The sequence below is a fragment of the Glutamicibacter sp. B1 genome (assembly GCF_039602135.1).
Classification (GTDB): domain Bacteria; phylum Actinomycetota; class Actinomycetes; order Actinomycetales; family Micrococcaceae; genus Glutamicibacter; species Glutamicibacter ectropisis.
In genome coordinates, this window is record NZ_CP125942.1 from 3,132,108 (window position 1) to 3,149,234 (window position 17,127).

At 55.2% G+C, this 17,127-nt stretch carries 20 protein-coding genes; 8 read left to right on the forward strand and 12 right to left on the reverse strand.

The window, feature by feature from the left end:
- Position 1: 1 nt before the first annotated feature.
- The 6 genes from QMQ05_RS14675 to glsA form a co-directional block, all read right to left on the reverse strand.
- Complete coding sequence (locus QMQ05_RS14675) at positions 2-577, reverse strand: hypothetical protein (protein WP_345471204.1); 576 nt, start codon at positions 575-577, stop codon at positions 2-4.
- The gene (locus QMQ05_RS14680; RefSeq protein WP_345471206.1) at positions 567-1,223 is read right to left on the reverse strand and encodes a hypothetical protein; all 657 of its coding nucleotides are present in this window, start codon (positions 1,221-1,223) and stop codon (positions 567-569) included. Before QMQ05_RS14680 ends, QMQ05_RS14675 begins: the two co-directional genes overlap by 11 nt.
- Positions 1,220-1,786, reverse strand: coding sequence for a signal peptidase I (locus QMQ05_RS14685; RefSeq protein ID WP_345471208.1), 567 nt, complete (start codon positions 1,784-1,786; stop codon positions 1,220-1,222). The genes QMQ05_RS14680 and QMQ05_RS14685 overlap by 4 nt, the downstream gene beginning before the upstream one ends.
- Positions 1,783-2,358, reverse strand: coding sequence for a hypothetical protein (locus QMQ05_RS14690; RefSeq protein ID WP_345471210.1), 576 nt, complete (start codon positions 2,356-2,358; stop codon positions 1,783-1,785). Before QMQ05_RS14690 ends, QMQ05_RS14685 begins: the two co-directional genes overlap by 4 nt.
- 24 nt (positions 2,359-2,382) lie before the next feature.
- Positions 2,383-2,937, reverse strand: coding sequence for an alternate-type signal peptide domain-containing protein (locus QMQ05_RS14695; protein ID WP_345471212.1), 555 nt, complete (start codon positions 2,935-2,937; stop codon positions 2,383-2,385).
- A gap of 209 nt (positions 2,938-3,146) precedes the next feature.
- Complete coding sequence (glsA, locus tag QMQ05_RS14700) at positions 3,147-4,169, reverse strand: glutaminase A (RefSeq protein ID WP_082635527.1); 1,023 nt, start codon at positions 4,167-4,169, stop codon at positions 3,147-3,149.
- A gap of 208 nt (positions 4,170-4,377) precedes the next feature.
- On the opposite strand from glsA, the gene QMQ05_RS14705 reads away from it, so the two are divergent.
- Both QMQ05_RS14705 and QMQ05_RS14710 read left to right on the forward strand, forming a co-directional pair.
- Complete coding sequence (locus QMQ05_RS14705) at positions 4,378-4,800, forward strand: acyl-CoA thioesterase (RefSeq protein WP_334123475.1); 423 nt, start codon at positions 4,378-4,380, stop codon at positions 4,798-4,800.
- A 204-nt stretch (positions 4,801-5,004) separates the two neighbouring features.
- Positions 5,005-5,436: a VOC family protein gene (locus tag QMQ05_RS14710; protein WP_345471220.1), complete on the forward strand. Its 432-nt coding sequence runs from the start codon at positions 5,005-5,007 to the stop codon at positions 5,434-5,436.
- 14 nt (positions 5,437-5,450) lie between these two features.
- On the opposite strand, the gene QMQ05_RS14715 is transcribed toward QMQ05_RS14710, so the two are convergent.
- From QMQ05_RS14715 to QMQ05_RS14725, 3 genes are all read right to left on the reverse strand, one after another.
- A complete protein-coding gene (locus tag QMQ05_RS14715; RefSeq protein ID WP_345471222.1) occupies positions 5,451-6,275 on the reverse strand; it encodes an SGNH/GDSL hydrolase family protein in 825 nt (274 codons plus the stop codon).
- 101 nt (positions 6,276-6,376) lie between these two features.
- Positions 6,377-6,790, reverse strand: coding sequence for a GNAT family N-acetyltransferase (locus QMQ05_RS14720; RefSeq protein ID WP_345471224.1), 414 nt, complete (start codon positions 6,788-6,790; stop codon positions 6,377-6,379).
- Positions 6,742-6,960, reverse strand: coding sequence for a hypothetical protein (locus QMQ05_RS14725; protein WP_345474814.1), 219 nt, complete (start codon positions 6,958-6,960; stop codon positions 6,742-6,744). The genes QMQ05_RS14720 and QMQ05_RS14725 overlap by 49 nt, the downstream gene beginning before the upstream one ends.
- Positions 6,961-7,086: 126 nt before the next feature.
- Between QMQ05_RS14725 and QMQ05_RS14730 the strand changes: the two genes are divergently transcribed.
- The 3 genes from QMQ05_RS14730 to QMQ05_RS14740 are packed head-to-tail and all read left to right on the forward strand — an operon-like array spanning position 7,087 to position 9,910.
- The gene (locus QMQ05_RS14730; protein WP_345471226.1) at positions 7,087-8,361 is read left to right on the forward strand and encodes a sensor histidine kinase; all 1,275 of its coding nucleotides are present in this window, start codon (positions 7,087-7,089) and stop codon (positions 8,359-8,361) included.
- Positions 8,349-9,038 (forward strand): response regulator transcription factor, encoded by a 690-nt coding sequence (locus QMQ05_RS14735; RefSeq protein ID WP_345471228.1) that lies wholly within the window; start codon positions 8,349-8,351, stop codon positions 9,036-9,038. The genes QMQ05_RS14730 and QMQ05_RS14735 overlap by 13 nt, the downstream gene beginning before the upstream one ends.
- Positions 9,035-9,910 carry a DUF4097 family beta strand repeat-containing protein gene (locus QMQ05_RS14740; protein WP_345471230.1) on the forward strand — a complete coding sequence of 292 codons (876 nt, stop codon included), beginning with the start codon at positions 9,035-9,037 and terminating at the stop codon, positions 9,908-9,910. Before QMQ05_RS14735 ends, QMQ05_RS14740 begins: the two co-directional genes overlap by 4 nt.
- A gap of 73 nt (positions 9,911-9,983) precedes the next feature.
- Here QMQ05_RS14740 and QMQ05_RS14745 read toward each other — a convergent pair whose 3' ends face one another.
- Both QMQ05_RS14745 and QMQ05_RS14750 read right to left on the reverse strand, forming a co-directional pair.
- The gene (locus QMQ05_RS14745) at positions 9,984-10,811 is read right to left on the reverse strand and encodes a PspA/IM30 family protein (RefSeq protein WP_345471232.1); all 828 of its coding nucleotides are present in this window, start codon (positions 10,809-10,811) and stop codon (positions 9,984-9,986) included.
- Positions 10,812-10,891: 80 nt separating this feature from the next.
- Positions 10,892-11,611 (reverse strand): AAA family ATPase, encoded by a 720-nt coding sequence (locus QMQ05_RS14750; RefSeq protein WP_345471234.1) that lies wholly within the window; start codon positions 11,609-11,611, stop codon positions 10,892-10,894.
- Between the two features lie 133 nt (positions 11,612-11,744).
- Here QMQ05_RS14750 and QMQ05_RS14755 point away from each other — a divergent pair, with 133 nt between their 5' ends.
- Together QMQ05_RS14755 and QMQ05_RS14760 are read left to right on the forward strand one after the other, a co-directional pair.
- Positions 11,745-12,518: a hypothetical protein gene (locus QMQ05_RS14755; protein WP_345471235.1), complete on the forward strand. Its 774-nt coding sequence runs from the start codon at positions 11,745-11,747 to the stop codon at positions 12,516-12,518.
- Positions 12,512-13,132, forward strand: a complete 621-nt coding sequence (locus QMQ05_RS14760) for an RES family NAD+ phosphorylase (RefSeq protein ID WP_345471236.1) — start codon at positions 12,512-12,514, stop codon at positions 13,130-13,132. Before QMQ05_RS14755 ends, QMQ05_RS14760 begins: the two co-directional genes overlap by 7 nt.
- Before the next feature lie 123 nt (positions 13,133-13,255).
- On the opposite strand, the gene QMQ05_RS14765 is transcribed toward QMQ05_RS14760, so the two are convergent.
- Positions 13,256-15,151 carry an FAD-dependent monooxygenase gene (locus QMQ05_RS14765; protein ID WP_345471238.1) on the reverse strand — a complete coding sequence of 632 codons (1,896 nt, stop codon included), beginning with the start codon at positions 15,149-15,151 and terminating at the stop codon, positions 13,256-13,258.
- 276 nt (positions 15,152-15,427) lie between these two features.
- Here QMQ05_RS14765 and QMQ05_RS14770 point away from each other — a divergent pair, with 276 nt between their 5' ends.
- Positions 15,428-17,125: a purine-cytosine permease family protein gene (locus QMQ05_RS14770; protein WP_345471240.1), complete on the forward strand. Its 1,698-nt coding sequence runs from the start codon at positions 15,428-15,430 to the stop codon at positions 17,123-17,125.
- Positions 17,126-17,127: the final 2 nt, after the last annotated feature.

A 17,127-nucleotide genomic window follows, 5' to 3' on the forward strand; every position in this document is an offset into this window, starting at 1 on the left:
CTTATGACCCCACACTCGAAGTGAAGTCCAAAGAAATGGTAGTTGAAGCACCTTGCAGCGCGTTCGCTGCGGTCAAGGGAAGTGAATATTGAACGCACAGAGATTCACTGGCTCCCGTGGCCAAAGGTCGTGTGGCCGAGGCACTCCCAAAACTCGTTCCCGTGTTCTTAGTCATCAGCGTGGTTCCACCCGAGCAGGTGACGTTCGAGCCCGAACCACTCAGGGTTGCGCCGGTCTTCACTAGGATCGTTAGCGCAGAACCTAAGGTGGCACCTCCGGATTCAGTAATTTTTCCTTGGAAAGAATAGGGCGCAGAAATAGAACCAGTATTCTTCACAACCACTACCGATGCAGAGCTTGCCCCCGGATATAGATTGTTACCGTTTATCGGCATCTGGTAGCTCGCCGATGTTGCACTACCTGTCGTGGCGCCAACCCCCAGCGCAACCGTCGCCGTGCTGATGTTCGAAGTGGCAGTAGCCTGGCCAGTCCAAGAAGCCAGCGTTGAGACCGCACCAAAGCCAACGAGGATGCCCAGCGACAAGATCGCCTTGACTCGTACCGATTTACCGCTCATGCTTCGTCTCCCTCCCTTGGGCAATTCTTTGATTCCGGTTTCGACTTGCACCTAGCGCAATGCTTCCTGCGACTAGAGATCCCAATGCCATCAGTAACCACAAGCTACTAAATCCCGTATCGGCTAGTTCATCCTTTTCTTCTGGATCAGTCCCTTGGGGCGATTGATCTCGGGGAGCCTGACTCGGCGGTTGATCACTGTCATAGGTTTCCACGGCATCAATGCGCACCTGCAATGATCGCTCCTGCCGATCTTCAGCTAACTTATCTGCTGACCACGGCAGTCCGATTTTGAGCTCAAACTTCTTGGCTTGCGCAGGTTGCAACCTAGCTACCGATGCGTTGACGGTTTCAAAATACATCCTGGTCGAAGCCTCCGGTTCAATGGGTTGGACCGTGACTTCGATTCCGGTGGGGCGATCATTACGCACCCACAATGATCTAGTGATCTCGTCCCCCGGTACCAGGGTCGACTCATCTTCGAAGAGTGGCGGAGGATCCTGAGAGTATGTCTGCCCATCACCGCTGTAACTCAGGCCTTTTTCCGTGGAGGAAGCGGAAGCTCTGAGGACATTAGCACCTGGAAATACCTGCAGTACAACGGCCAGGAGGGCGGCACATAGAGAGAGGCGCAGTATGCTCTTCATCGTTGCTTACCCTGCCTCTCTCGCCATGCCCCAATGAACATCACCAGGGAGTACACGATCAAACCGCCAGCCACGACCCAGGTCAGCCAGGTTCGTTGTTGCATAGATAAGGCGCTGTTGACGTAACCCAAGAGCGGGAGTGAGTACCAAAGCTTTCCCCGAATTTGTTCGCTGCGCACTGGATCATCCACGGTGTTATTGGCATCGCCCTGGAAGATGATCCGCTGTTCACCGCTCAGGTTTGTTCCCATGGAGACGACCCGATGCGTGACGACTTCTGGCTCACCAGATTTCAGTTGGTACGTCGCCACATCACCAATGTGAAGTTCTTTCGGATCCAGTGGCTTCACAACTACCAAGGTGCCGGGAGGAAAATTCGGGCGCATGGAACCGGTGAGCACCGTATAGGCGGTGGCTCCCCCAAGTTTTGGAATCACAATCATGAGTGCAATAAGAGCGAGCACAATAAAGAGCACGAGCCACGAAATGATCTGGCCGCTCCACCAAAAGATTCCTGTCTTTTGTGGCCGTTCACCACCGCGGATTCGCTCTTGAACGCTCATCGTTGTTGTCCCGTGAAACGTAGATTCAACGAGAGCTTTCCACCAGAGGCGGATTGTGGCGCCTGCGAAGGAATCGACACACGAATGCACAAGTTTTCGGTTGAGTTAGTTGAGCCAACACCCAAATCTCTCGCGGAAGCAAAGGACGCGTCAGCACCCAACGGTCCAACGTAGAGCTGTTGACCCGTTAATGATTGGCCAGCTTCACAGGCTGCCTGATCCATTCCGGTATAGATGCTCAGTTGCACGGCATTGGCCAGCGCTCGGTCAGCAGCCGTCGGTGAAGCCAGAGAATTTGTCGCGCCATCCAGCTGATATGACAACGCAACTGTGCCCGCATTACTCATCGCTAACGGAGCCTGGGTAAACGATCCTGGAATTAAAGCAGAACCAGAAAGCTTAGTGAATTGAAAGTCCTTTGCACCGCCAGCTAATAAGCTGAGTGATCCAGTCTTTATTGTGGGCGGGTCAACTCGGCTTTCTGCGCGCCACGAAGCGGCCGTGCCCTGCGCGCTGATTCCCAGCAACAACAGCACGGCCGCGACTAAGGCGAACTTCAGCGGTTTTGGCATACCCCGAAAAGCACTAGTCCTTAGTTACGAACGGACCTGATCCAAGGTCAGTGTCAGGGCCTGAAGGTCTACCACTTGGTCATAGGTCGATGGTGGTGTGTCTCCCACCGCACCCTCGTCGAAGGTGACGGTGATGAGGAACGGAACAGCATAAGTACCTGGTTCAGCGAAGCTCAGGGTTCCATCAGTTTCTTCGGTGATTCCCGGCGCCGATGCATCTACCTTGAGGTCAACGGTGACGTAGTCTGCAAGGCCCTTCAAATCAGTAGCTTCCTGATCAACGCTGAGCACGCCGGCAATGTTCTTTCCTTCAGCATCAATGGTGGCGGTCTGGCTGAAAGTCACGACATCGCCAGGAACAAGTTGCTGGGTCGTTGGATCGAATGGCTCCGGTGCATCCGGGTTGCTGATGTCCTGCCATTCGCCGGTTCCGGTGGTCGTCAAGTTCAGATGGCCTGATTCGATGGTACCTGCGTCAATGGTCTGAGTTGCTTGCCAACGTGCAATCGTTCCCGCACCACCGAGTAGCAGAGCTCCAGCTGCAACGGCGGCGATGGTTGCCTTGGTTACTTTTTTCATGAAATTCCTGTCCTCAAAGTTCAGGTGTCCGAGTGACCCTTACTTTAAGTGAATCTCATTTACGGATTTTCTCAAGCCCAAACCCTAGAAAGACCGTCATGCCAGGCGGAGAAATTCGTCCAAATTTTGCCAACCATTTGTCTATGGGAATTAGACGGATGGCGATAATCTTCTTACAAGAGCACAGATCCAAGTACTGGAATTTGCGCTCAACCGTTGGGAGCAGAAGCGAAAAGGTTCAATCCCATCGCTCTAGACAACTGGCCAATGGCCAACTGCGCCCGCACGGAATTCCCTGCCATGTCCAGTGGTGGTGAGAATGCGCCAATGGCGCCTTTACCCGGTGCCACCGCAACAATGCCGCCGGAAACTCCCGACTTCGCCGGGATACCAATTTCAAAAAGCCATTCGCCCGAGCGTTCGTACAGGCCATTGGTGGCCACCACAGCCAAGGTGTCTCGGCAAACATCCGCATCGATGACACGTTGGCCGGTGACCGGATTGACTCCACCATCAGCCAAGGTGGCGCCCATGATGGCTAGGTCATGTGCGGTGACGTTTAGCGAGCACTGTTTTGTGTACACATCAACAGCGTCAAAGGGATCCTCATCTAATCGTCCGTTACTTTTGAGCAAGTATCCCAAGGCCTTATTGCGCTCGTTAGCCAACGACTCAGAATGGTAAACCTCGTCATCTAGGCTCAACGAACGACCAGCAAAAGCTGAGAGTCCTTCCCGAACGTTCTCCCACTTTTTTGCTGCGGTCTTTCCGGGGATCATCGACGTGGTGGCAATTGCCCCTGCATTGACCATCGCATTCATCGGGTGACCATTATTTAGTTCGAAGGCCATGACCGAGTTGAACGACATTCCGGTGTTGTTCACCCCGATGCGTTCACGTACCGCTTCTCGACCATGTTCCTGAAGAACTAGAGCGTAGACAAACATCTTGGAGATGGACTGAATGGAGAAGTGATAACCGCAGTCCCCCACCGAGTGCACCGAACCACCGACGTGAGACATGGCAATGCCAAAAAGGTTCGGGTCCGCTTGGCCAAGAACCGGGATGTAGTGAGCCAACAGGCCCTCATCAACATCCGCATAGCGTTCGTGCGCTTGCCGCAACAACTGATCGATCTGATCATGTTCCAGCTCACCGGTAGAAACCTGCTGGACCACATCGTCAAAATCTGTTGGGATGGTCTCGTTATTACCTTCCGAAGGATAGTTCACGCTCACCTGCCTCACCGCTGATAACGCCTAATTACTCGTACCTGATTTGAGACTACCAACCCCGTGATCCCATAGCATCATCAAGTCGATTCTTTAGGTTGGTAATACCTAGCACAGCCGAACCCATGATGGCGAGACTATGTGTTTTGGGCGACAATGTGGAGCAACTTACAGCGCATCCACCCCTACCTGACTTAGCATTTTGAGTATGGCTAAGGGTATTACTTTTCATACGCGTAAGTGGGTTCGCCCAGAAGATCTGAATGCAAATGGCACGCTGTTCGGCGGTAGCCTTTTGCGCTGGATTGATGAAGAAGCTGCAATCTACTCCATCATTCAGCTAGGCAACAAGCATGTTGTCACCAAGTTCATGTCAGAAATTAACTTCATCGCCTCTGCTAAGGAAGGCGACCTGATCGAGATGGGCCTGACCGCGATCGACTTCGGTCGAACCTCGATCACCCTGCGTGCAGAAGTACGCAACATCTTTACTCAGGAATCAATCCTCACCATCGAAAAGATCGTCTTCGTGAACATCGGTGAAGATGGCCAGCCTGAACCACATGGCTACGACCACATCACCTACACCCGCGACCGTATCCCGCTGGAAATCACCAAGGCACTCGTCTAAAAATTCATTTCCACTGCCCTAAGCCCACACTGCATTCAGGGTGTTTCCAAAGGCCTCGATCTGCAGCACTTTCACAGTGCTCAGGTCGGGGCCTTATTGCATCATGATTAGAGTTTTCCCGGCACTCTTGATCCGGCGCAAGGCATGACGCAAAGTAGTAGTTGCTAGCAACTAGCACCCGCCTCTACAGGAGCGAGCACAGCCATGGGCCAAATGATTTTTGTTAATCTTCCGACCGCCGATCTAGCGACCGCAGACAAGTTCTATGAGGCACTGGGGTTCGCCAAGAATCCTGCCTTCTCCGACGAAAACGCCACGTCATGGATCATCGACGAGAATATTTTTGTCATGAGCCTGCAACAAGAATTCTTCGCCAGCTTCTTGGTCAACGGTGATAAGCCAGCAATTGGATCCGGGCATCGTGAAGCGTTGAACGCTTTGTCTTCCGATACCCGTGAGGGTGTCGATGATTTTGTGACAAGAGCCCAAGCAGGTGGCGGTAGCGTCTATCGTCCAGCCGATGAGCCGTTCCCTGGAATGTATCAGGCAGCAGTCCAAGACCCAGATGGCCATGTCTGGGAAATTTCGTGGATGAGCCCTGAAGCCTTGCAGTCCATGGAAGCTCCAAGCAACTAAAGGCCATCACAGCTCTAGGAAACTTCTGAATTCCGTAAATGTTGTGCACCGGATGGTGCGCGACGTTTACGGAATTGTTTTTTCATCCCCTTGGCCGGATAGATCGGTTCGGGCCAACGTGGTGGAAGTGAGTCGCCTAGGGTGACTCCACGCATTCTGCGACCAAACATTGGTAGCACCCATTGTCTTAGCCATTCCACATCGCGCTGGGTAGCCTGCCAAAAACCCACCCGCTCAATGTCACCGAACGGATAGAATTCCAAGTGGTGTTCAGAGCCAAGAATCTCAAGAATGCGGATGGCCATATAACGGTGACCGGCACGGTTCATATGTAACTTATCCGTGTCCCACATGCGCTTATCCCGGTACACTTCCCACTGCCAGTAATCCACCAGAACCACGTTCTCTGGATACATGAGCGCCAATTCCCGTACACAATCATTGAAGCGCCAGTTCCGTCTCTTGAACGGAGCCAACACCGGGTGTACCGGAATGTCAAAACCGGTAAATAACAAGACTTTCGCCCCAGTCGAGACAAGGTCACTGACTGCCTGGGCATAGCGTTCAAGGAAAATTTTCATATCCTTGCGGAATTCCAAGATATCGTTGCCGCCAGCATAGAAGGTGATGACTTCTGGCTTCAGCTCTAACGCAACTGGAATCTGCTCTTCAATAATTTGTTCCAGTCGACGGCTGCGAATTCCTAGATTGACGTACTGCCATTGCGGATCAGCCTTGGACAGTTGCTTGGCCACCCTATCGGCCCAGCCCCGCACGCCATTGGGTAGCCGAGGCTCCCAGTCCCCCACACCTTCGGTGAAGGAATCTCCTAGCGCCATAAATAGCCGTCCCATGGTAGCGACGCTATTGCCCCAACATGCATGTCATTAAGACTCCAGTTGAATTTCGGGTAAATGCTAAGCTCGCTCGCTTTTACTCTTTAGAGCATTTTGCGCATGATCAATCGAGGCATCCGACTGGCCTGAGCATCACTGACACCCACCACCTCAAAACCAAGTTCTTCAAACATCTTGCGGGTTCCAACAAAGGCCATGGTCAGATCCATTCTGCCTTCGGGGTCTACGGGGTAGGCTTCCACCGCCGGTGCACCCAGCTTCCTGGCATACTCCACCGCACCACGCACCATTTCGCGGTTCACTCCCCGGCGCCTAAACCCGCCGCGTACCACCATGCAGATGATGCTCCACACCGCCACGTCATCCACCGGCCGAATCAGCTTTGAGGCTTCCAGCCGCGGAATCTGGGTTCTAGGCGAGATGCTGCACCACCCCACAGGCTGGTCATCTAGATAGGCGTCACCCCAGGGGCAATCTCTTCTCGGCTCAGTGAGCACATGGCCTCATAGCGGTCATCTCCTCCGCGCTCACGGATTTCTTGAGCGCTCAGCCGGTGGGACAAACACCAACAGTGTTTCTCCCGGCGATTGGGGTTCACCACCGCGGCAAAGTCATCCATCCTCGACTCAACCAACGGTTCAACTCGTAGCGTCACTGCGGTGTCCATGCCACCATCTTGCGCCTGCCCAACAGCGATCACCAGATCTAACGGAGAAAAAGTTCGGGTTTTCCATAATGATCTTCTCTGGATCTCTCGGTACCAGCCCGACCTGGGTCAATCTACTGTTGAATTATGACTTCGACACCTTGGTTCTTTCCAGGCGCCGCCACCGGGCGTCCACCGCTGAAATTAGGTTTCACCCTACTTCATTTGGCAGTTCTTGGTACCTTCGGCACCGTTGGACTGTCGTTGCTGACCATCTGGTTGACCGCCGGCATTGGGTTCATCCCGCTATTTGGCCTCGGCTTAGTACTGCTCGTGGGGTTGCTCGCGACGCTCTTCTTCGTGGCACGGATCGAAATCCTACGTGTCAGTGGACTCTACGGAATCGATGCGGTGCCATTGCACTGGCCAGAGCGCCGCGGCCCAGGCTTCGGCGAATACCTCAAAACCCTCGGCCGGGCAGTCCGTGATGGGCGTATGTGGGCCGCCATCGGGTCCCTAGTGCTCTCCTGCATTACCGGGGTGATCATGCTCAGCGTGCTGCAGTGGACCGTGCACTTTGCGATCTTATCTTTCGCCCCACTAACCAACGTACAAACTGTGACAGGACCTTTCTCCCTGAACACCCCGGCAGATCAAGCCCCATGGCTGATGCTGCTGGCCATTGCCGGTATCGGCATCATTATCGGCTCGGCGTTTTTACACCGCGGCATGACCGTGGGCATTATCGGGTCCCTGGCCCGCGAAACTGTACTGACCGAAAGGGTACGCAGCACCACCGTGCAACGTGAGGGTGCAGTGCGCGCCGCCGAGGTAGAACGCACTAGGATCGAACGCGACCTGCACGATGGGGTTCAGCCTCGATTGGTTTCGGTGGCCATGACCCTAGGCCTGGCCCACCAACAGATCGATTCCAATCCGGAAGCAGCCAAGGAATTGGTCGCAGAGGCTCATGCCTCCACCAAGTCCGCCATTACCGAACTGCGTCAGCTCACCCGGGGTATTTATGCTTCGGTACTCGATGACCGTGGCCTGGATGCGGCCCTGTCTGCGGTGGCCGGCCGGTCACACATCCCGGTCCAGCTCGATGTCCAACTCGAAGGGCGTTACCCGCGGGTGGCCGAAGCGGCCGTGTACTTCGCGATTGCTGAAGCCCTGACCAACGCGGCCAAGCATTCACGGGCTCAACGCTGTCAGGTGACGGTGCGGGTACGGGAAAGCGAGACAGGAGCGTACCTGTGGGCGAAGGTCGAAGATAACGGTGTGGGCTCGGCTCGCATCACCCCCGGCGGTGGTTTGGATGGGATCAACAACCGTGTTCTGGCAGCCGGTGGAAGCCTGCAGCTACAAAGCCCGGCCGGCGGGCCGACGACCCTGGAAGTGAGTGTGCCATGCGCGTACTAATTTGTGAGGATTCGGTGCTCTTGCGCGAAGGACTCGTGCGATTGCTGGAGCACAGCGGTCACCATGTGGTCGCTGACCTGCCCGAAGCGAGCGGACTGATGGACTTCCTAGCAACGGTAAACCCCGATGACTTCCCGCAGATCGCGATCTTGGATGTGCGTTTGCCCCCGACCTACACCGATGAAGGTATTCGTGCGGCCCTCCAGGTGCGCAAGGCCTACCCGGATTTGCCCCTGTTGGTACTCTCCCAATATGTGGAGGAACGCTACGCTTCGGAATTGATTTCCACCCAGTCAGGGGCCATTGGTTACCTTCTCAAAGACCGAGTGGCCGATGTCAACGAGTTCATCGCCTCGCTGGAGCAGATTGCTGCTGGCGGCACGATCCTAGATCAGGAAGTGGTGTCACAGCTATTGACCCGACGTAATCATGATGACCGGATGCAACGACTTACCGATAGGGAACGCAGCGTGTTGGCTGCGGTGGCCGAAGGCAAATCCAATCAAGCTATTGCGGCCCTACTCTTCCTCTCGGAGGCCAGCGTTGAAAAATACATCACTTCCATCTTCCAGAAGCTCGGCCTAGAAGCCGACGGAACGGGCAACCGGCGTGTGCTGGCAGCCCTGGCACATATTCAAAACCTGGGCACCAACAGCACAGATAGGAACGGATCATGACCAGCATGCACACCACCAACCTGCCACCGGTTCCCCCGAGAACTACGGGAAATCCACGAGGCAACGGTACCGCCTTGAATATAGTTCTCGCTGTGATTGGTGGCTTGGTTATTTTGACCTTGCTCATCGGCTCGGCACGAAGCGCCTTTGGCGCACTGAGCCGCGAACACTCCACACAGAACGTGAGCGTACAAGGCGTCACGGCACTGAAGATTAGTGCCGGTACCGGAAGCTTTGATCTGCGCTTCGCCGACATCAATGAAGCCACCTTAGAAGTCGAGAGCACCAGTGCCCAAGATTGGCAGCTCAAGCGCGAAGGCAGCACCCTCGTCTTAGATTCCCCTGACCCGTGGGGTAACTGGTGTTTCTTCGGCTGTGACTTCCAGGAAAATACCGCAGTACTCACCCTTCCCGAGTCGATGAATGATGGCTCTTTGGATGCCTACTTCAAACTTGCAGCGGGAGATTTTAATGCCGTGGGTTCTTATAAAGACCTTCAGATTGAGGTGGGTGCCGGCGAGCTAGATATGTCGGGAGCGGCGCAGTCGGCCAAGGTTCAGCTAGGTGCCGGTCAGGCCAATGTGAACTTGGCGGATGTACAACAGGCGGACTTCAAGATTTCTGCTGGTCAGCTGAACGGCACTCTCTCGGGCAAGGCTCCACAGCATGTGACCGCAAGCGTGAGCGCTGGTGCTTTGGATCTTGCGCTGCCTCAAGGCACCTACGACCTACGTCAGAATGTTGCAGCCGGGGACGTGAGCAACCGACTGAGCACGGATGTGGACTCACCGAACAAGATCTCGGTGGAGGTTGCTGCCGGTAATGCAACCTTCTACCCACAGGGCTCCGGCCCTGCGGTGTGGAACGACTAAAGTCGAACTAGAAACAGAGCGGGCTACCAATGAATCTTGATCATTGGTAGCCCGCTCGTTACGTACAAAAAGTTTAGGCTTGCTTGTTCTTCAGTGCTGCCAAGCGTGCTTCAACTTCAGACAAATCCGGTGCAGCAGCTTCCAGCTCTGGGCTGGCAGGTGCCTGTTCAATGACGTCTTCTGGATTATTGCTGGCCTTCAGGGCAGCTAATCGAGCATCAACTTCGGTCGCCGCACCCAAATCCTCTAGTTGCGCAAACTGTGCATCAAGTGATGACGCTGCCAGTTCTTGAGCGCCACGAACTTTGGCTTCGTCCTGGCGGATTTTCTGCTCAAATCGGCTGATCTCGCTCGATGGATTGCTGAAGTCCAGGGCCTTCATGGTGTCCATCATCTGGGTCTGAGTTTTGGCATTACGTGCGCGAGCCACCAGCTCATCACGCTTAGCCACCAATTCCTGACGCTTAGACTGCATGGTGTTCAAACCAGTCTTCAGCTTGTCGACGACTTCACGCTGGGTGGTGACCGTGGACTGCAGTGAAGCAGCCTTCTTCTCGGCAGCCATCTGACGTTGAATCGCGACGGTAGCCAGCTGGTTGAACTTCTGCTGGTTGCCCGAGTCCCCCGCCGCTGCATACTCGTCTGCCTTATTCGAGGCAGCCACAGCTTTGGTGCCCCATTCGCTAGCTTCCTGCTGCAGCTTGGTCAGGTCGTCCTCGGCCATACGCAAGTTGCCGATGGTTTGAGCGACAGCCTGCTCGGCTTGAGCAATATTGTTGGTGTAGTCGCGGACCGTCTGGTCCAGCATCTTCTTCGGGTCTTCCAGGGCGTCCAGTGCTGCGTTGGCGTTAGCCTTGCCGATTCCGAAAATTCGAGCCCAAAATGAGCGCTTCTTTGCCATGGTGCGTCCCTTCGTCGTCCTTTGCTTAAAGCTTAGGGGAAGAGCGCCCAGCCCTATAACCGTGATCCCGGAGGGCGAACTTATGCGTCGAAATGCCGCAAATAACGGCCCGGCGCTTCAAGGAACAAGCGCCAATTACTGACCATTTCCAAGTCGTCATACTGTGCCGGACGAATCCCCCAGTCACCGATCTCGTAGATTTTCGCCTGCGGCAGGGAAGCAAGTATCGGTGAATGCGTGGAAAGGATCACTTGGGATCCACTACGCAGCAGATCCGTGATGTGCGAGAGCAACATCAAGCAGCCGTTAAAGGAGAGTGCCGATTCGGCTTCATCAAAAACCCACAGGCCATTAACGGCGGACCGTTGAGTAAAGAATTCAATGAAGGATTCACCGTGGCTTTGAAAGTTGTGTTTGCCGCGTGAGCCGATAGATCCCAAGTAGGTGAAATGTCCGTGCATGGTTTCGGCCCGCAAGAAGACGCCGGCTTTAGAAGCACCCGCACCGCGTTCTAATTGCAGGTGAGAAGACAGCCCTGATTCGGTGGCCTGGGTTTGGTGCATGGCGTCTTGGGTTCCGCCTTCGGGGTTCAACCCAAAGGCGGCAGCGATACCTTCTACGAGTGTTGATTTGCCGGCACCGTTTTCACCCACGAGCACGGTCAGCTGTCCCAATTCCAGGCCTTCATCTAAGACTTGACGGACCGCGGGGATTTGGGCGGCCCAATCGGTGCGGTCCATCGGTTCCTTGGGGTGCTCGGCGATACGGCGTAGCGGTAAGGAATCAAAGAACGCGTTCATGTCCCAGAGAGTATCAGCCCCGTACGACAGGAGGATTTGCCCCTGTCGGTCGGATTTCGTTCTCAGTGTCCCACCCCTATGATCTGACGCTTCTGACAGATATAATGATTGTACCTACCGTCAGGAGGTTGCCATGAGCACCCCAAAGCGATCTGTCCAGCAAGCGCGTCCGGCCAAGGACAGCGTGCGGACGAAAACAGCCGGGATCACCTCACTAACTAAAGAGTTTCAGTCCGCTCTAAGTAAGAAGATGGAGCAGGACAGTCAAAGTTTGCATGGAATCACTCCTGCACAAAGAGCTGCCATCACTAGCGACGCGACCGAAGCTTTCGAAACACTAGCCGAGAAAGTTCAGCATAATCTTCGCTTAAATGAAGCAGCTCCCCAGAACGTAACTCAGGTAGATCGTGGCGATACTACAATGGTCAATATCGCTGTCGATATGCAGCAAAGCCTCCTTTCATTGGGTCCGGCGTTGGCAAAAATCAGCACACCTGTATCTCCACAACTAGCTCGTGCGAGCGCTGCAACCGAACAGGCTTGGCGCGACCTTCAAAACGAGTTCGGGCTACTCACCAGCACGGAGGTCTCCAACCTAGTGGGATCCGATCCCCCCAATCGATCCTATGCTTCAAATCAGCGTTCCCAGGGAAAGTTGATTGCTGTGAAACGACCCAAGGGATTGCTCTATCCGGGCTATCAATTCGATCGGACAGAGCATGTAATTCTTCCAGTAATAGAACAGCTGATCATTCTCGCCAAAGCAGCAGGACGTAGCGAATCGAGCCTTGCGCTGTGGATCATTCGCCCCACGAGCTATCTCGACGGCGATCGACCCGTTGACCGATTCACTGATACTGACGAAGTCTTGGAGGTCGCAAAGCAAGCCTTTGGTGTCCAATGGTGAATTTCGAACCAGGCGATCCATTTGATCCGCTGACTTATAGCCTCCAGCCAGGTACGCACCTATACCGTGTCTACAGCAACCAGAGAACTAGTCCCGTGGAATTTAATCCTGGCGTTGGCTCGCCAACTCGCTTCGCGTTCTTTGGTATTCCCTTAGTCTCTGTCCTATACGCCGCAGAAACGGAGCAGGCAGCAATCTGCGAAACCATCTTGCACGATGTACCACCGGGATCAGGTTATGTAATGTTCGACGACATCAAGAACAAGGTCTGCGCGCAAATAACACCTTCCCGCGTCCTGAAGCTGGCATCCCTCATGGGAGACGGACTACGGAAACTTGGCACCGAAGCAAAACACGTGACTGGAACGATGTCTTCGGAATATCAACGCACAGTTAAGTGGGCTCAAGCTGCCCACACTGCAGGTTTCGACGGTCTGGTGTGGATGAGCAATCGAAGAAATACAGACCGTGCTTATGTCTTCTTCGGCGACAAAGTGATTGACGGAGACCTTGATATCGTGCCGGTTCATGGCAACATTTACGCGGCCGGTCCGGGATTCGAGAGAATTGTGGATTACCTATCTAGCGTCGACGTTGAAATCCTGATGGCCTGATTACTGTGCTTTACCCAGCACGGTCGTGTTTGGCTCAAGAGTGACCGTTCGAACCCATACAATACTCAAAAGTCGCCATCTGCAAGCGCAAATGACGACTTTTAGTTAAGCGCGGAAACGAGCTCAAGAAACCGGAAGCATGTTCTGCGCGAAGAACTCACTCAATTCCTCACGGGCTTCCAGCGGGAAGATGCCAGCAACATACTGATCTGGGCGAACCACGACGATGGCACCGTTTCGGCTAATTTCACGTTCTTCGAAGATGTCGCGTCCATGACCAGCGGCGAACACCTGGTTAATGTCGTGTAGTCCATAGGGAACCTTCAGCGGCTGGAAAATCTTTGGCACATCATGCAGTTCTACCTCGGTGTAGTCCTGCTGGTAGATGGCTTTTGTATCAAAGACCGCGTCCTGGTCCCCTCCGGCAGGGGTGTAGAGGTTACGCGGAGACGCCGGATCCTGCTCCCACCACGCTGCGAAATCTGCCATGGCGGTGCCTTCGATTGCCGGAGCTGCAGCATCGGCGAACGCATAAACACGCCACCGCCCGTCAGCCTCGTGCAGGTGGCCCAGGTGGCGCCAGCGATTATCGGAACGGCGAATCACCTCGGCAGATTTGAAACGCTTACCAATCGGGTATCCCGGGGCGAGATCCTGGTGCTCAACACCGGTGGTGATGGCCGATTCGGTGTACTGGGTCATGAAGCCGGCAGGGAACTCCATGGTCTTGGTGTAGTACTTCTCCAACTCATCTGGGTCTTCCCAATCGTCGACGGACTTGGCCATCAGCGAGGACCATTCCTTATCGAAGTCGATCAGGTTCTGCGCGATCACCTTGCGCTCTTCGGCGTAGGTGTCCAGCAGTGCCTGTGGGGCGCGGCCTTCGAGCACGGCAGCGAGCTTCCATCCGAGGTTAAAACCGTCCTGGATGGACACGTTCATACCCTGGCCGGCCTTGGCCGAGTGGGTATGGCAGGCATCGCCCATGATGAAGGCATGTGGCGTGCGGGTGCCACGCTCTTCCTCTGAGACGTCGTCGAAGCCGTCGGTGATGCGGTGAGCTACCTCGTAGACCGAGAACCAGGCCACGTTTTTGACGTCCATGGTGTACGGGTGAATGATGCGGTTGGCGGTGGCCACGATGTCTTCCACCGGGGTGTTGCGGATGGCTCCTGCATCTTCTGCGGTGAGTTCTCCCAAATCCACGTAGAAGCGGACCAGGTAGCCACCTTCGCGAGGGATCAAAAGAATATTGCCGGCGTCATGGGACTGGATGGAGCACTTGACTTGAATGTCTGGGAAGTCGGTATTGACCATCACGTCCATCACGCCCCAAGCGTGCAGGGCAGCGTCCCCGTGGAGTTTATGGCCTAGCGAGCGGCGTACCTGGCTACGAGCACCATCGCCACCCACCAGATATTTGGCTTTTACAATGCGTTCTTCACCGGCTCGTTCACCGGCGACATACTTGATCCGGGCTGAGACTGGGTATTCGGCTTCTGGGTCGATTTCGCAGTCGAGGTATTCCACGCCGTAGTCGGGGGTCACTTTGCCTGGCGCGTGTTCGGCATCGCGCAGGAAGTAGTCCAAGATTCGCGACTGATTGACATAGATATGCGGGAATTCGCTCATACCGGTGGAATCATCGGCGGCCCGCGAGTGGCGTTTGATGTTGGCAGGGTTCTCTGGATCCGGGGTCCAGAAGCACATCTCGACGTTGCGGTAGGCCTCTTCGGTGACTTCGTTGGCGAAACCGAAAGCTTGGAACGTTTCCACCGAACGGGCCTGGATGCCGTCCGCCTGACCAACTTCTAGCCGTCCGGGGCGCATCTCGATGGCGCGTACGTTGATGCTTGGGAATCGTGAGAGCTGGGCGGTGACAACGGAAGCGGCCGGACCGGTCCCGACAATCAGCACATCCATTTCCTCGGGAATTTCTGTTGCCCGGTTGACCCCATAGCCGGCGGCTTCTTTGACGCGTGGGTCGCCTGAAACGTATCCCCGGTGATGAATCTGCATTGCGGTGACTCCTAGTTCTGTGCCACAAAAACTTCTTTGTCTCTATAGTTGCGACACTGTTCTAACTATAGAAACAAGTGTAGCCCCAATGTGACCACTTACACCATGCTCCGGAGACTCTGTTTCGCGCAACCACCCCCGGACAGTGAACGGAACAACACACAGAAATAGATAACAGCCCATGTAACCAAGGGTTTACGCGAAGCCGACGTAATTTACGTTCCGGACACAGAAACCCCAATCTCTGCGAAACATCCGCTTCCTAGGCTGGAGCACATGACAACGACGAATGAAGAACAACAGGCACCGGTCAGTACAACCGGCGGCACAAATCAGGGTCAACTCAACGCCGCCAAAGAATCCTTAGAGGACTACACGCTACGGTTCGCCCCACGCTCCTACCGCCGCTGGGTTCCTTCGGTGGTAGCCACCAGCGCCCTCGGTGGAATCGCTTATCTCGCCGACTTCTCCATCGGGGCGAATATCGCTCTGGCCCACGGCACGGCGAGCGCAATCACTGGCGTGCTGATTGCCGCGGTGATCATCTTCGTTACAGGTTTCCCGCTGGCCTATTATGCGGCCCGCTACAACCTCGACCTGGATCTAATCACCCGCGGATCCGGGTTCGGCTACTACGGTTCAATCGTCACCAACGTCATTTTTGCCACTTTCACCTTTATCTTCTTCGCGCTCGAAGGTGCCATCATGGCCCAAGGCTTGGAACTGGGCTTAGGCATTCCTAAAGCGCTGGGCTATGCGATATCAACCCTCATGGTCATCCCGCTGGTTATTTACGGCATGAAGACCCTAGCTAAGCTGCAGGTTTGGACCACACCGCTTTGGCTGGTCTTGATGGTTGTTCCTATGGTCTATCTCGTCGCCACCCACCCGCAGTCCGTCGACACTTTCGTGAACTATGCTGGCGAGCAGGGCAATAGCCAGGGAGTGAACTTCGCTTCGGCGATGCTGGCGGCCGGCGTTTGCCTCTCCTTAATGGCACAGATCGCCGAACAGATCGACTACCTTCGCTTCATGCCTCCCAAGACTGCAGCCAATGCGCGCAGCTGGTGGACCGCCGTGATCCTTGGCGGTCCAGGCTGGGTGATCTTCGGTGCTATCAAGCAGATCACCGGCATGTTCATCGCGGTGTACCTGATCGCCACGCTGGACCCCCAGGCTTCGGCCACCGCAAACGAGCCGGTTCACCAATTTCTCGGTGTCTACCGCGAAATGATGCCGGCATGGCTGGCCATGAGCCTGGCGGTGGTCCTAGTGGTCATCTCGCAAATCAAGATCAACGTCACCAACGCCTATTCCGGCTCGCTGGCCTGGACCAACTCCTTCACCCGAGTCACCAAAACCTATCCAGGTCGCATGGTGTTCGTGCTGGTCAATCTGGGCATCGCGCTGATCTTGATGGAATCGAATATGTTCGACTTCCTCAATACCGTGCTGGGCTTCTACGCGAACTGCGCCATGGCCTGGGTGGTCACAGTGGCCAGCGACATCGCCATCAACAAGTACCTGCTCAAGCTCTCTCCTAAGGTGCCGGAATTCCGCCGTGGCATGCTCTATGCGGTGAACCCGGTGGGCTTCATCTCGATGCTTGTCTCCGCCATCGCCTCCATCGCCGTGTTCTTCGGCTTGCTCGGCCCGCAGATTCAGCCGTTCAGCCCTCTGGTAGCCGTCGGCTTGGCGTTGTTGTTGCCACCGGTCTTGGCCATCATCACCAAGGGTCGCTACTACCTACGTCGCAGCGATGACGGCATCGACAGTCCGCTGTTGGATGCCGATGGTAACCCGAGCGATGAGCTGTACACCTGCTGCGTGACCGGATTGAAGTTCGAACGTCCGGACATGTTGGCCTCCGCCATACCAAGCGAGAATGGGGAGAAACAGTACATCTCCTCGTTGGCTCTGGCCACCGACCGCACCGGTGAGCACCTGTTACCGGCAGATCCACCGATCCGCTAAGT

Coding starts and splice junctions, on each gene's coding strand:
- QMQ05_RS14750 (WP_345471234.1), bottom strand. CDS start 11,611: ATGAACGCGTTCTTTGATTCCTTACCGCTACGCCGTATCGCCGAGCAC.
- QMQ05_RS14680 (WP_345471206.1), bottom strand. CDS start 1,223: ATGAAGAGCATACTGCGCCTCTCTCTATGTGCCGCCCTCCTGGCCGTT.
- QMQ05_RS14695 (WP_345471212.1), bottom strand. CDS start 2,937: ATGAAAAAAGTAACCAAGGCAACCATCGCCGCCGTTGCAGCTGGAGCT.
- QMQ05_RS14715 (WP_345471222.1), bottom strand. CDS start 6,275: ATGGCGCTAGGAGATTCCTTCACCGAAGGTGTGGGGGACTGGGAGCCT.
- QMQ05_RS14730 (WP_345471226.1), top strand. CDS start 7,087: ATGACTTCGACACCTTGGTTCTTTCCAGGCGCCGCCACCGGGCGTCCA.
- QMQ05_RS14675 (WP_345471204.1), bottom strand. CDS start 577: ATGAGCGGTAAATCGGTACGAGTCAAGGCGATCTTGTCGCTGGGCATC.
- QMQ05_RS14770 (WP_345471240.1), top strand. CDS start 15,428: ATGACAACGACGAATGAAGAACAACAGGCACCGGTCAGTACAACCGGC.
- QMQ05_RS14755 (WP_345471235.1), top strand. CDS start 11,745: ATGAGCACCCCAAAGCGATCTGTCCAGCAAGCGCGTCCGGCCAAGGAC.
- QMQ05_RS14690 (WP_345471210.1), bottom strand. CDS start 2,358: ATGCCAAAACCGCTGAAGTTCGCCTTAGTCGCGGCCGTGCTGTTGTTG.
- QMQ05_RS14760 (WP_345471236.1), top strand. CDS start 12,512: ATGGTGAATTTCGAACCAGGCGATCCATTTGATCCGCTGACTTATAGC.
- QMQ05_RS14705 (WP_334123475.1), top strand. CDS start 4,378: ATGGCTAAGGGTATTACTTTTCATACGCGTAAGTGGGTTCGCCCAGAA.
- QMQ05_RS14710 (WP_345471220.1), top strand. CDS start 5,005: ATGGGCCAAATGATTTTTGTTAATCTTCCGACCGCCGATCTAGCGACC.
- QMQ05_RS14725 (WP_345474814.1), bottom strand. CDS start 6,960: ATGGACACCGCAGTGACGCTACGAGTTGAACCGTTGGTTGAGTCGAGG.
- QMQ05_RS14685 (WP_345471208.1), bottom strand. CDS start 1,786: ATGAGCGTTCAAGAGCGAATCCGCGGTGGTGAACGGCCACAAAAGACA.
- QMQ05_RS14740 (WP_345471230.1), top strand. CDS start 9,035: ATGACCAGCATGCACACCACCAACCTGCCACCGGTTCCCCCGAGAACT.
- QMQ05_RS14745 (WP_345471232.1), bottom strand. CDS start 10,811: ATGGCAAAGAAGCGCTCATTTTGGGCTCGAATTTTCGGAATCGGCAAG.
- QMQ05_RS14765 (WP_345471238.1), bottom strand. CDS start 15,151: ATGCAGATTCATCACCGGGGATACGTTTCAGGCGACCCACGCGTCAAA.
- QMQ05_RS14735 (WP_345471228.1), top strand. CDS start 8,349: ATGCGCGTACTAATTTGTGAGGATTCGGTGCTCTTGCGCGAAGGACTC.